Consider the following 12830-nt stretch of genomic DNA (forward strand, 5'->3'; position numbering starts at 1 on the left):
CCAAACCCAGGCACTGCGTGACTTGCAGCCCCTCTGTTACACTGCCGACCTCTTTGCCTCGGCCGCCTGCAATGGATCGCACTCAACTGCACAGCCTGCTGCCCCACCAAGGCCCAGCTCTCTGGCTGGACGGCCTGTTGGCGTATGACAGCCTGAGCATTCAGGGCCTGAGTGCCTGGCGCTACCTAGATGCCTTCGGCCCAGCGGCCTCGCCCTGCCTGCTGTTCGAGGCGGCGGCCCAGTTATGTGCCGCGCATGGTGCCTTATACGGCGACAGCAATGCCATTGAAATGGCCCTGGTCGGCAAGCTCTCGCAGCTGCAGCTACACCACGAGCCAGCTCAGCGCAGTGGCGCATTGCAGGTCAGTGCCCAGCAGGAGGCGCTAAGCCCGGCAGGTGCGCTCTATGCCTTCAGCATCCACAGCGACGAACATCTGCTGCTCGACGGCAAACTGCTGCTGGTGTTGATTCATGCTTGAGCTGCGTAATGTCGTCCACAACTACCCAGGCACCAGCCGCGCGGCGCTGCAGGGTATCGACCTGCAGCTGCAGGTCGGCGAATGCCTCGGCTTGCTGGGCAGCAATGGCGCCGGCAAAACCACCTTACTGTCGCTGCTGAGCGGCGTGCTGGCGTTGCAGCAGGGTGAGCTGCGCTGGGAGGGTCAACCCAGGCTCGGCCTGGTGCCGCAGCAACTGGCCTTCTATGCCGGGCTCAAGGTAGGCGAGAACCTCGAACTGTTTGCCGACCTGTATCGCCTGCGCGGTGCTGAACGCCGTCAGCGTCTACAACAATGCATCGATATTTGTGCACTGGAAGACAAGCTGACGCGGCGCAGCGAGCAGCTGTCCGGCGGCGAACAGCGGCGGCTGAATTTTGCCATCGGCTTGCTGCAACCGGCTGACCTCTATCTGTTCGATGAAGCCACCGTGGGCGTCGACGCCGCGAGTCGCCAACAGTTGCTGGCAGCCGTCGAGCAGCTGACGGCCGACGGCAAGGCGGTGATCTACACCAGCCATTATCTGGAAGAAGTCGAACGGGTCGCCCAGCGCATTCTGCTGCTGCACGAAGGCCAGGTGCGCCTGGATCTGGACAAACGCCAGCTGCTCGGCGACGACCACGGCCTGCTGCTGGAATGGCCGGACGCTGCGCCCACAGGTCTGAGCGAACTGCTCGCACACCTGCAACTGAGCGCCGAAGTGCTGCCCAAGGGTCTGCGTATCGCAGCACTGAATGGCCAGCAGCTGCTGGCCATTACAGAATTTGTCGCCGCCCAGGATGGCCTGCCCAACCTGCTGCGCTTCGGCCGGCCTTCGCTCGAGCAGCTCTACCTGCGCCTTAACGGAGGCCGGCTATGAGGCTCTGGGCGCTGGTGCGCAAGGAAGTGTTGTTGCTGCTGCGCGACCCCCATGCGCTGGCCGTGCTGTTCATCATGCCGACGCTGTTTCTGCTGCTGATGGCCGGGGCCATGTCCAGCTATATGCAGGATAAACCGCCGGCGCTGCGCGTGATCATCGAAGCGCCGCAGGACGATGCCAGCCAGTTCTTCCGCGACGCTCTGCAGGCGCAACTGGCGGACAGCACGCTGCTCACAAACAGCGACGAACGTCTGGCCCGCGTGCGCCTGCCCGCAGACTTCACCGACACGCTGTTGGACAGCCCGCATCAAGGGCCGAGCCTGAGCTACCCGGCACAGTTCGACAAACTCTCGCGCCAGCGCCTGCACAGCGCGGTGAGCATCGCCTTGGCGCAGACCCGGCTGCTGGCCTATCTGGAAGACAGCGGCGTAGTTGATGCCGAACTCAGCCGTGCTGAGCGTTTGAAACTGGTGCAGCAGCGCACTCAGAGCCAGATCAATGAACAGGAACAACTGGCCAGCGGCGACCTCAGCGGCCGCGCCAATGCCACTCAACTGAGCGTGCCGGCCTGGCTGATCTTCGGCATGTTCTTCGTGGTGCTCCCCATGGCCGGCGGCTTTCAGCGCGAACAGCAGAGCGGCACCCTGCTGCGCCTGCGCTGCCTGGGGCTGAACCTTGGCACCCTGGTGTTGAGCAAACTGCTGCCGTACTTCGCCATCAACCTGCTGCAGTTCGCTCTGCTGCTGAGTATTGGCGCCTACGGCCTGCCACTGCTTGGTCTGCCGGCGCTTAGCCTGCCCGGTAGCGCCGTGGCCTATCCGCTGCTGGCCATCAGTGTGGCGCTTGCCACCTGCAGCTTGGGCCTGTTGCTCGCCTCGTTGGCGCGCAGCAGCGAACAGGCACTGCTGCTCGGGGGCGGCATCAATATCCTGCTGGCCGCAATTGGCGGGATCATGGTGCCGAAAAGTGTGATGCCGGCCGCCATGGCCCAACTGGCGGAAATCTCCCCCATGAGCTGGGCGCTGGACGCCTTCCTCACCCTGCTGGTGGGCCACGGCTCACTGGCCGACATCGCCCCCTACTGCGCACGCCTGCTGCTGTTTGCAGCCGTATGCGGCATGGCTGGGCTGCTTCTGTTCACCCGACGAGTACAGCGCACGCAATGGACCACTCACTACTAGAACAACAACTCAAACAACTGCTGATTCGCGAGTGCGACAAGGAAGACGATATCGACTGGCAAAGCATCAGCGATGACGAGCCACTGTTCGGCGGCAAAAGCCGTATTGCCATGGACAGCCTGGATGCTCTGCAGGTGTCCCTGGCGCTGCAGCAGCACTACGGTGTGCGCATTGAGGGCGCCAAGGATGGACGGCGCATTCTCGGCAGCATTGCCAGCATTGCCGCCTATATCAGGCAGCAGCCGTGACCCCCATCTACCTGCAACGCGCGGCCCTGCACTGCGCCCTAGGTGATGATCTGCACCATGCCGCCCAGGCCCTGCAACGCGGCCAGGCGCCTCAGGGCGAGTCCTTCGTACTGCATGAAGTGCAGGAACCGCGCACGTACCTGTACGCGGCTAATACTGGCGAAAGTCTGAGTGAGCGCCTGGATCGCCTGCTGGCTGAGACCCTCGGCGTCCCACCGCAAACGCTCGACGACTGCCTGCTGATTGTCGCCAGCACCAGCCTGGATATCAGTGAGCTGGAAGCCCTGACCACCGAACGCCAGGGCTTTTGCCCAGATGACTCAACATCCCTCGACATGCTGGCCCACCAACTACGCCAGCGTTGGGGCTTTGCCGCTGCCTTTACCCTGAACACCGCCTGCACCAGCGCGGCTAATGGCCTGTTGTACGGCGCCCGCCTGATCAACGCAGGCCAGTATGCCCGCACCCTGGTGCTGAGTTTCGAGACACCCAGCGCCATCGCTATGCAGGGATTCGGCGCGCTGATGCTGACCAGCGCCAGCGGTCAATACCGCCCCTTCCACCCTGAACGCGACGGCCTTTTGCTGGGCGAAGCCTATGCCGCGGCGCTGCTCAGCCGCGAACCCGGTGACGCACCGCTGGCGCGCCTGCTCGGCGGTTTCAGTGCGTGCGACACCAGCAGCCTGACCACCACCCGCGAAGATGGCAGCCATATCCACTGGGTCATGCAACAGGCGCTCAACAGTGCCGGTTGCTCGGCGGCGCAGATCAATCTGGTGAAACTGCACGGCACCGCCACCAGCGCCAACGATGAAGCCGAAAGCAACGGCATGCGCCGGCTGTATAGCGAACAGATGCCGGCCCTGAGCCTGCTTAAACCCTGGCTCGGCCACACCCTGGGGGCCTGCGGCCTGAGTGAAAGCCTGCTGTTACTCAAAACCCTGCAGCTGGGCGCACTTCCAGCCGTGGACTACGCCAGCGAAGCCCTGTTGCCCTTTAGCGCAGAACCGCAAGCCTTGGCGGCCGACAGCCTGCTGCTGACCAACTTCTTCGGTTTTGGCGGCAATAATGCCAGCCTGGTTTTACAAGGCTGCGCCCAGGGAGATTCAGCATGTCGGTAATCGCTACCTGTGAGATCCACGGCCTGGCCAGCATGGATGACAAACAGCTGAAGACCGCCCTCGGGCAGTGGCTCGACAGCCCGCCACGGCGTATCGACCGACTGATTCTGCAATGCCTGCTGGCCGCCGCCCCGCTGAAAAGCCAGGTGCGCCGCAACTGCGGCCTGTACCTGGCCTCCGCGCACCCAGCGCGCGCCACCATGGGCGCGTTGCTGGAGGCCGTGTGCGTACAACACAAGCAGCCCAAGCCTTTCGAGTTTGTGAACAGCGTGAGCAATGCCGCCGGCTTTCATATCGCCCAACAGCTGGGCCTAGAGGGGCCAAACCTGTTTATCGGTGCTGGCGCACAGGTCTGGATGCAACTACAGGCCCTGGCCAATCTGGATTTGCAGGACGGCCTCATCGAGCAGGCGTTGCTGCTGGTCTGTGATGAGCACGGGGATTTCTGTGTGCAGGCGGTGCTGCTAGAAGGTGCAACTGCTGGCGCTTACGCCAACAGTTTTGCCGAGTTAAGTGCAGATACCGAAGTGCTGCGTATCAAGCTGTAAGGCGGATGACGCCGCGTTCATCCACCAGCGGCGTTGAACAGTGGATCGATACAGCGCGATCCACCCTAGCGCTTGCTCCAGGCCGCCAGCTCTTTCATCAACCCGCGTTCCTGCAGGGCAATGCCACGCAGACTCTCGGCGATGGGCGCGAAGTTGGGCGTCTCGCCCTTGTTGCGGCTGGCGCGCACGCAAGCCGAGGCAAACTGACGCCACTGGTCGCCGATGGCGGTCAGCTGCGCTGAAGCTTCCTGCAGGTTGTTGTCGCCTAGCTTCTCGCCAGCCTCCTGCAAAAAGCTCGCATACATAAAGCGAAAACCCGCACCACCAGTGCCGATTTCTTCCTGCATGCGCACGATATGGGTCAGGTACAGGCGGTTGTACTTGCTCTGCATGGGATCGAGCTTGTCGATCTGCTTGGCCAGGTGCTGAATACCGCGAATACCGATCCACGGCAGCGGCATGCCATCGAGAATCCGTGTGGTGGACAGCACGCTCTGGCGGATCAGTTTGTTCCAGTCCTGCTCCAGCGGCACATCATTGAGCCAGTACATCAGCCCCTTGGCGGCCAGCGCCCCTTTGGCAAAACGCGCCTTCTGCAGGTCTTCGGCGGCGCAGCGCACGGGCGCTTCGAACACCGGATCGCTGATCAGGTAGTCATTACCCTCGCGGCCATAGGCCAGCAGGTTGTGCGCATTGAAGTGAAAACGCATCTCCGGCGGGAAATACGGCAGCCAGAACACCGAACTCTGCAGCCCGGCCAGACGGCCACTGTCCAACGCTGCATCCAGCTCACGACGGCCCTGCTCGGGATCGCCGAAGGTGCGCGTGTGCAGCTTCGCCCCCAGGCGTTTGCTCAGGGTCTTGATCAGGTGCTTGGGCGGCATGCGGTAGGCAATCAGCGGCATGCCGCTGAGTTTGACGATCGGCAGGTAGGCAAACGCCAGGCCCGAGGCCAGGCCGAACGCCATCGGCTCGCTCATCGGCAAACCGGCATGGGTCAACAGACTGGCCATCACCCCGCTTTCGCAGTGGGCGCTCTGTTGATGCTGAAAACTGCTCATGCCAAATCCTTTTGATAGATGATCAGCTGCTCAACAGGCAGGCCGAAGGCGTCCGCATAACGCGCCAGGATGGCTGCCGACAGTGTCTTGTAAATCGCAGGACGAAAGTGCCGCCGAATACGCCACTGCCACAGCCCAGTAATCTGCGCCAACGCTGGCTCATCCAGGCGGTAGCGGTACATCAGGCACTTCAGCGGCGACAGCTCGCCGCGCTGCCAGCCCGCCTCGGCCTCGGCTTCCTGCTCCTGCAGTTCGGCTACGGCCAGCTGAGTGGCGAAAGCTTCCGGCTCCCAGCCATCGCTCTGCGCGCCCTGGTAATGGCCGCTGGCATCCACGGCATAAACCAGCTTGCAATGGCCGCCGTAAGTGGAGCTGTGGTCCTGAGGAACCTCATCGAGCTTCATGTGTTGTCACCGTCCTGGCCAACCACTGTCAACTGCATAAAGGCGCTGGAGAAGCGCCCACTTTCCGGCACATAGCAGAGCAAACGCTGGCCGCTGCGCAGGCTACCTGAATTGAACAACTCATCAAGCATGATAAAGATCGACGCGGCGCCGGTATTGCCCTTGCGGGTCAGGTTGGTAAACCAGCGTTCCTGCGGGATTGGCAAGCCGGCATTGGCCAGGCCTACGGAGAGGCGCTCGCGAAAGAATTCGGAGGAGTAGTGCGGGAGGAAATAATCCACCGCCTCGGCCTGCAGCTCGCGGCGCGCCATGATGCGCTTCAGCGTCTCTTCCACGGTGTATTTGACGATGTTGTCGTTCAGCAGTTTGACATCCTGCTTGATCGCCATCAGCGAGCGGCGGTTGCGCTCGGCACCTTCGTAGCGACTCCAGCCCTGTAGCTGGCCGTCGACCATCTCTGCGCCGGCGTACATGCACGGTGGCATCTGGTCGGCAAAGGAGAAGATGTCGATCCAGTCGATGCGCAAGCTCAGGCCTGTGCGGTTCGGCTGGCCTTGCAGCAGCACGGCACCTGCGCCATCGGAGAGCATCCAGCGTAGAAAGTCCTTCTCGAAGGCAATTTCCGGGTGGGTTTCCAGCTCGTCGAGGCGGCTCTCATACTCGGCGCTGAAATTGCTCGCCTGCATCAGAGTCGACGCCACTTCCGAGCCGCAGGCTACGGCGTTGCGGCTTTCACCACTGGCCACGCTCATCCAGGCGTATTTCAGCGCGGTCATGCCGCACAGGCAAATACCGGCGGTGGACACCACTTCGCACGGTGGATTGCCCAGCTCGCCTTGCACCATCACCGCATGACCAGGCATGACCTGATCCGGCGAAGCGCTGCTGGCCACTAGACAATCGAGGTCATTCAACTGGAAATCGCCACCGAGCAGTCCCCGAATCGCCGCCGCACTGACCTGTGCATTGTTCATGCTCGGTGCGCCGGTCTGCGGGTCGATCACATAGTGACGCTGAACAATGCCATTGCTGCGCAAAATCAGCTTGCGCGCCCGCGAGGGTTTGCCGCCGACCAGGCCCAGGCGTGCTTCCATCTGCTCGTTGTCGACCGGCTCATGAGGCAGGAAGGCGCTGATGCGGTTGATATATACAGGTTGTACCACGGGACTTCCTCGGGTCACTTCACTCGCCAGACGGGCCGGCAAAGTAAGCCTTCTCACGCTGGGTGCGCTCTTTTAACAGCGGCGCCAACAGTTTTTTAAGCAAGGCACTGAGCGGCACGACTGTGACAATCAGGCACAACAGAAAGACGATATACACCACCAGCCCGGCGCCACGCCGACGGCTCTGCTGCGGGCCTAACGCCGCCAGCAAGCGGCTCCATAACTGGAAGCTGCGATTGCCGACCCTCTCGCTGGCGATCAGCTTTTCATCAATTCGCACGGCACCGAGGCCGCGGAGCATCGGTTGCGCAATCGGCAGGCTGTCAGCCGTTAAGCGTTGCCTCATGGCCACGCCAAAGCGGCTGGCGGCGCTAATTTCCGCCTCATCGATACCGGCGCGCGGCACCCAGCTATAGGGCTTCTGCCGTCCGGTAAACAGCCACAAGGGCGTTGCTAGAAAGCTCGCTGCTGTTCCGCAAGCGTCCGTCAGGGCGATATTGTCCACCAGCCGCGCGCCCAGCTCAGTGAGCTGCTTCTTGACCTTCTCTTGGGCCATCAGCCACATGTTGCGGCAGCCGATCAGCGTCACCACCGGGGTGTCCTTGAGCAGCTTCGCCGCCTCAGGGGAGGCCAGGAAAGCCGTCATCGGTTGCGAGGGCGACAAGAACCACACCTGATAGGCGAGGATTACTAGGTCATAACGCTTGTTCGCATCGACCGCCAACGGCAGCAATGGCTGCGGGCGCATCAACACGGTTTCCGGAAAAATCCGGAAAAAGCCGAGAAACGGCCAAGGAAACGGGTAAGGTTGCGCGGGTTGCAGCGTGAGAAAATCCAGCTGAATATCGCGGCATTGCTGTAAAGGTCCGCATACCGATTGTGCCAACCTGTCTAGCTGGCCGGTTTGCGAAAAATGAACGATCAAGACCTGACGCATCGCCAGCCACTTCCTGCGAAATGCCCGGATTATGCCACAGAGAATTCTTCAAACCGTAAAGAAGGCCGGCTATCAGACTGGCCTTTTGCTGCTACTGGTCAGCTCAGCGGCCCAGGCTGGCGACATCTTGGTCACAGTCGGCGGCATACAGGCCACAGGCCCCGTGTACGCAGCACTGGTGAGCGGCGAGCAAAACCGCTGGCCCGAACAACCACTGCGCCAGCAACGGAGTGACGACGGCGAGCTGCGTTTGGATAGCGTGCCGCCCGGCCGCTACGCCATCCAGGTGTTCCAGGACAGCAATGGCAACGGCCTGCTCGACCAAGGCCGGCGGGGCATTCCACTTGAGCCGGTGGGTTTATCCAGTAACCCACCGCTGCTCAATGGCAAACCGACCCCGGCTGATAGCGTGTTTGAGCACGGCACGGCGGACACTCAGTTGCATATCCGCCTGCAGAGCCCGAAAGCCAAACAATAAGCGGCGCTTAACGCTGCAAGGCCATCTCGGCATCCGTCCGCCGCCAGATGAGTGCGCGAGTGTCGTAGCCACGGCTGCGCGCCTCCTCAAGCAGAGTGGCGCGACGTTGCGCACTGATGTCCTGGTCGCGCGTCAGCAGCCAGAGGTACTCGCGATTGGGGTGCCCAACCAGCGCAGTCTGGTAATCGTCATCCAGGTACAGCACCCAATACTCGCCCTTGGTCAGCCCTGGCAGCAGGGTGCTAGCCCAGTTGTCGAAACGTACCCAGAGCTTATTGGTTTCGCCCGGCACCTGCGCCACGGCCTGACCTTGCACCTGCTGCACATCGCCGTCATACGTGCGGCAACGATTGGTCACGCCAATCGCGCCGTCATCCTGCAACGTATAGATCGCTTCAGACTGCGCGCAGTTGCGCTGAAAGAACATTGGCAAACGCGCCTGCTCGTACCAAGTGCCTTGGTAACGCTGCAGGTCGACCTGCTCTACCGTCTTTGGCGGCACCACGCCCGTGCCGGAGTTGGCGCAACCCACCAGCAACGCCGCTGCGGCCAACGCCGCCAACAGGCGCATCACTTCAGCCCCTTGCCGGAGAACATCATGACCTTATCGCCGGCGTACTGGACGCTGATAAAGCGCTGTTCATCACCCCAGGTGCAGCTGGACATACCCAGCGCGCCGGCGCATTCACCTGGACTGCCCAGCAGGCTCTCAACCTCATCCTTGCTCATGCCCGCCTTGAGCTGGGTGTAATTGTCCTGATTGATCTTGTTGCAGGCGGCCAGCAGCAGGCAACCGGCGAGTAGAGCGACGACACGCAGAGACATGGGGAAACTCCTGAGGAAAGAACCAAGACCAGCTTGGCATAGCAATACCGAGCATGCCTGTTTGGATGCTAGAAGCGCGAGCCAGGTTCCAACAGGAAGGCAGATTCCTCGGCGCTGGAGGAACGCCCGAGAATCGGGTTGCGGTGGGGAAAGCGGCCAAAACGCGCGATTACTCGCTGATGGCGCTCGGCAAAATCCAGATAACCGGCAAACAGCTCGCGTTCGGCCGTAACGGCTTGTTCAAGTAAAGCCTCAAACAGCTGCACGGCCTGATCCTGCAACGCCAGCTCTTCGGCGTGTTCCAACACCAGGTAGGTAAATACCCGCTGGATTGGTGGCAGTTGCTGATCCCAGCCCTGAGCTAACCCGAGCAGGGCCAACGGTCGAGCCAGCAGATCCCCAGCAAAAGCGCGCGGGGTATCGCGAAAGATCATCCGTGGCAGCTGATCGAGCAACAGCAAGTTTGCCAGCCAGCCTTCAGGCTCGCGCTGCCAGTCTTGCAGCTGGTTACCCAGAGCCTGCTCAACCAGCCCACCAAACTGCTCGCGCGCCTGGTTATCCTGGCTGTCCTGCTTGCCGAACCACAGCGCAGTACGACTGGCAGCCACCTCGGCAGCCGTCACGCCAGCGCCGCAGCCGGCCGCACCGAACCACCAGTCGAGTAACGGCTGCCAGGGCGCGCTCATCGCTTACTCGCGGTGATAGGCGCTGATGCGCAGCACTTCTTCCTTGGAACCCAGGAAAACGGCGACGCGCTGGTGCAGGGAAGTCGGCTGAATATCGAGAATGCGCTGGGTGCCGTTGGTGGCCACACCGCCAGCCTGCTCGATGATCATCGACATCGGGTTGGCTTCGTACATCAGGCGCAACTTGCCCGGCTTCTCAGGCTCACGGCTGTCGCGCGGGTACATGAACACGCCGCCACGAGTAAGGATGCGATGCACGTCCGCCACCATCGAGGCAATCCAACGCATGTTGTAATTCTTGCCCAGCGGGCCTTCTTCGCCCGCCAGCAACTCGCTCACATAGCGCTGTACCGGCGCCTCCCAGTGGCGCTGGTTGGACATGTTGATGGCGAATTCCTTGGTCGACTCCGGCACCTTGATGTTGTCGTGGGTCAGCACAAAGCTGCCCAGCTCACGGTCCAGGGTAAAGCCTTTAACGCCATCACCAAGGGTCAGCAGCAGCATGGTTTGCGGGCCATAGATCGCGTAACCAGCCGCCACTTGCTCGGTACCCGGCTGCAGGAAGGCTTCCTCACCGAGGTCGCCTTCATCACCATTACGATCCGGGCAACGCAACACCGAGAAGATGGTGCCGACCGAAACGTTGACATCAATGTTGCTGGAGCCGTCCAGCGGATCGAAAACCAGCAGGTAAGCGCCTTTCGGGTACTTACCGGGAATCTGGTAGGCATTGTCCATTTCTTCGGACGCCATGCCAGCCAGGTGACCGCCCCACTCGTTGGCTTCCAACAGGATTTCGTTGGAAATCACGTCGAGTTTCTTCTGCACTTCGCCCTGCACGTTCTCGGTGCCCATGCTGCCCAACACGCCGCCCAGTGCACCCTTGGATACCTGATGGCTGATTTCCTTACAGGCCCGTGCGACCACTTCAATAAGGAAACGCAGATCGGCCGGGGTGTTGTTGCAACGGGTCTGCTCGATCAGGTAGCGGCTGAGGGTAACGCGGGACATGGATGGCTCCGGGAAGGAAGAAAAATCGCGCGCAGTTTACCCTTTTAGCGGGGAAAGCGCTTTAGCACTGGATGGAAGGAGTTGCCGGACCATCAGGCCAGACTGCAGACCCTGTTACGCCCCGCATGCTTGGCTTGATACAGCGCGTCATCGGCTACGTGCAGCAATTCATCGAGCACCAAGCCTTGCTCCGGCCACAGCGCCAGGCCGGCCGAGAGGGTCACATAACGTGCGCCCCCGCGCGTTGGCAAGGGGTGTGCGGCCAAATCACGGCAGATAGTTTCTAGACGCGCGCGGGCTTCGTGGGCATCGGCACGCGGCAGGATCAGCAGGAACTCTTCGCCACCGATACGGAATACCGCGTCCGAGCTGCGCAGATTTTCCAGCAGGTGCTGGGCCACGCCTTTGAGCACGTCGTCGCCTTCTAGGTGGCCATGCTCGTCGTTAAGCTGTTTGAAATGATCCAGGTCGATCAGGGCCAGAGAAATCGGCGTGCGCTCGCGCTGTGCAACGGCCAACTCGCGGGTAAAAAACTCATCCAGATAACGCCGGTTGTAAAGCCCGGTCAGCGGGTCACACAGCGCCTGCTCCTGCAGTTGCTCATGCAGGTTGGTGATGGTGCGCAGGCGCTCCTCACTGAGGGCTAGAGCTTCGGCCAGTTTTAACTCACTGAGGTGGCGCTGAGTAACATCACGCAGGTAGAGCATCTGCCCGAGCACCACGGTGCCGCGATGGGTCACCCGCTCGATGGCGCGAATACGCACTTCGAAATACCGCGCCGAGTTGGCCAGGGTCAACAGGCGATCATGCTCACCTTGTTCCTGCTGACTGAGCAGCTGCTGCAAATCTGCCCCGAGAATCGGCCAATCCTCCAATTGCCGGCCCTGCCAGCCGCTGCGCAGGTTGGCGAGCTTCAAGGCGGCTGGATTGGCCTCGATCACGCGCAATTGCGCATCAACCACCAGCACCGGATCGAGCAAGGCATCCAACAGGAGGTGGCGGGCCACCGGCAGCAGGTCAAACAACCTTACGCCAACGATCAGCCAGGCAAACGCCACCAGGGTAAAGGCGAAACTGAAGGGCGTCGGGTCGAAGCCAAAGAGCATCCAGCCAAACACCACATAACTGATATTGGCAACCCAGGGCACCGCCGTGACGAAGACAAACGCCAGGTAATGACGGCGATGCACACCATAACTGACGATGGCCGCGCGCAACACCACACCCATGCAGAAGGTCATAAACAGGTAAACGTAAGCAGCGGCAGCGTAGAACAGCGGCCCGTGCTGATAGCGAATCGGCGCGCCTGGTTCATCGCTCAGTGGCGCCGTACCCGCGCCGTAGAACAGGCCGTGCCAGGGGTTGCTCAGGGCCATCAGCCAGATCAGCACCGGCACCACGGCCAACCCCAGGGTGCTACGCAGCGGCAGCGGTTGACGCACGCTGTTGACGTATTGCCAGAGGAAAATGGCCCAGAAGGTGGGCACCACCAGAATGCCCGGCCAGGCCATGGTGGCCCAGAACACCTTGCACTGTGGGCCTTGCGCGGCCATTTCCAAGCTGGCGGCAATCATCCACCAGAGGCTCGCCAAGTGCAGCACGATAAAGCTCTCGCGCCCTGGGAAATAGCGCTGCCGCGTGACCCAGCGGGCCAGCAAGAGCACCCCGATGCACACCAGACCGGTGAGAATGACCGGGGCGCTGAGCGCCCAGCCAGAATTACCGCAGGCATTCATCGGGTAGGTTCTGCCGAAAGAAGCAGCTGAGCGAATCGGTCAGATCGACCGCGAAAACGCGCAGGCGCGCCCACA

At 61.7% G+C, this 12830-nt stretch carries 16 protein-coding genes; 7 read left to right on the top strand and 9 right to left on the bottom strand.

What is annotated here, in order from left to right:
- Positions 1-71: 71 nt before the first annotated feature.
- The 6 genes from ALTER154_RS19965 to ALTER154_RS19990 are packed head-to-tail and all read left to right on the top strand — an operon-like array spanning position 72 to position 4454.
- Positions 72-479 carry a beta-hydroxyacyl-ACP dehydratase gene (locus ALTER154_RS19965; protein WP_160089694.1) on the top strand — a complete coding sequence of 136 codons (408 nt, stop codon included), beginning with the start codon at positions 72-74 and terminating at the stop codon, positions 477-479.
- Complete coding sequence (locus ALTER154_RS19970) at positions 472-1356, top strand: ABC transporter ATP-binding protein (RefSeq protein ID WP_160089696.1); 885 nt, start codon at positions 472-474, stop codon at positions 1354-1356. Before ALTER154_RS19965 ends, ALTER154_RS19970 begins: the two co-directional genes overlap by 8 nt.
- Positions 1353-2537 carry an ABC transporter permease gene (locus ALTER154_RS19975; RefSeq protein WP_160089698.1) on the top strand — a complete coding sequence of 395 codons (1185 nt, stop codon included), beginning with the start codon at positions 1353-1355 and terminating at the stop codon, positions 2535-2537. The genes ALTER154_RS19970 and ALTER154_RS19975 overlap by 4 nt, the downstream gene beginning before the upstream one ends.
- Positions 2519-2785, top strand: a complete 267-nt coding sequence (locus tag ALTER154_RS19980; RefSeq protein WP_160089700.1) for an acyl carrier protein — start codon at positions 2519-2521, stop codon at positions 2783-2785. Before ALTER154_RS19975 ends, ALTER154_RS19980 begins: the two co-directional genes overlap by 19 nt.
- Entirely contained in the window at positions 2782-3906 is a 1125-nt protein-coding gene (locus tag ALTER154_RS19985) for a beta-ketoacyl synthase N-terminal-like domain-containing protein (RefSeq protein WP_160089702.1), read from the top strand. The genes ALTER154_RS19980 and ALTER154_RS19985 overlap by 4 nt, the downstream gene beginning before the upstream one ends.
- Entirely contained in the window at positions 3897-4454 is a 558-nt protein-coding gene (locus tag ALTER154_RS19990; protein WP_160089704.1) for a hypothetical protein, read from the top strand. Before ALTER154_RS19985 ends, ALTER154_RS19990 begins: the two co-directional genes overlap by 10 nt.
- A gap of 65 nt (positions 4455-4519) precedes the next feature.
- On the opposite strand, the gene ALTER154_RS19995 is transcribed toward ALTER154_RS19990, so the two are convergent.
- The 4 genes from ALTER154_RS19995 to ALTER154_RS20010 are packed head-to-tail and all read right to left on the bottom strand — an operon-like array spanning position 4520 to position 8019.
- A complete protein-coding gene (locus tag ALTER154_RS19995; RefSeq protein ID WP_160089706.1) occupies positions 4520-5515 on the bottom strand; it encodes a BtrH N-terminal domain-containing protein in 996 nt (331 codons plus the stop codon).
- Positions 5512-5919 carry a hypothetical protein gene (locus ALTER154_RS20000; RefSeq protein WP_160089708.1) on the bottom strand — a complete coding sequence of 136 codons (408 nt, stop codon included), beginning with the start codon at positions 5917-5919 and terminating at the stop codon, positions 5512-5514. Before ALTER154_RS20000 ends, ALTER154_RS19995 begins: the two co-directional genes overlap by 4 nt.
- A complete protein-coding gene (locus ALTER154_RS20005; protein WP_160089710.1) occupies positions 5916-7082 on the bottom strand; it encodes a beta-ketoacyl-ACP synthase III in 1167 nt (388 codons plus the stop codon). Before ALTER154_RS20005 ends, ALTER154_RS20000 begins: the two co-directional genes overlap by 4 nt.
- A 19-nt stretch (positions 7083-7101) precedes the next feature.
- Positions 7102-8019: a dialkylrecorsinol condensing enzyme gene (locus ALTER154_RS20010; RefSeq protein ID WP_160089712.1), complete on the bottom strand. Its 918-nt coding sequence runs from the start codon at positions 8017-8019 to the stop codon at positions 7102-7104.
- Between the two features lie 31 nt (positions 8020-8050).
- On the opposite strand from ALTER154_RS20010, the gene ALTER154_RS20015 reads away from it, so the two are divergent.
- The gene (locus ALTER154_RS20015) at positions 8051-8497 is read left to right on the top strand and encodes a DUF2141 domain-containing protein (RefSeq protein ID WP_160089714.1); all 447 of its coding nucleotides are present in this window, start codon (positions 8051-8053) and stop codon (positions 8495-8497) included.
- 7 nt (positions 8498-8504) lie between these two features.
- Here the strand turns inward: ALTER154_RS20015 and ALTER154_RS20020 are convergent, their stop codons facing one another.
- The 5 genes from ALTER154_RS20020 to ALTER154_RS20040 form a co-directional block, all read right to left on the bottom strand.
- The gene (locus ALTER154_RS20020) at positions 8505-9068 is read right to left on the bottom strand and encodes a lipocalin family protein (protein WP_176600652.1); all 564 of its coding nucleotides are present in this window, start codon (positions 9066-9068) and stop codon (positions 8505-8507) included.
- Positions 9068-9322, bottom strand: a complete 255-nt coding sequence (gene bamE / locus ALTER154_RS20025) for an outer membrane protein assembly factor BamE (protein WP_090254847.1) — start codon at positions 9320-9322, stop codon at positions 9068-9070. Before bamE ends, ALTER154_RS20020 begins: the two co-directional genes overlap by 1 nt.
- Positions 9323-9390: 68 nt before the next feature.
- A complete protein-coding gene (locus ALTER154_RS20030; RefSeq protein WP_160089718.1) occupies positions 9391-10008 on the bottom strand; it encodes a DUF924 family protein in 618 nt (205 codons plus the stop codon).
- 3 nt (positions 10009-10011) lie between these two features.
- Entirely contained in the window at positions 10012-11019 is a 1008-nt protein-coding gene (locus ALTER154_RS20035; RefSeq protein ID WP_160089719.1) for a class 1 fructose-bisphosphatase, read from the bottom strand.
- 92 nt (positions 11020-11111) lie between these two features.
- On the bottom strand, positions 11112-12755 hold the full coding sequence (locus tag ALTER154_RS20040; RefSeq protein WP_160089720.1) for a histidine kinase N-terminal 7TM domain-containing protein: 1644 nt from the start codon (positions 12753-12755) through the stop codon (positions 11112-11114).
- Positions 12756-12830 lie beyond the last annotated feature (75 nt).

Source organism: Pseudomonas sp. 9AZ (genome assembly GCF_902506525.1).
Classification (GTDB): Bacteria; Pseudomonadota; Gammaproteobacteria; order Pseudomonadales; family Pseudomonadaceae; genus Aquipseudomonas; species Aquipseudomonas peli.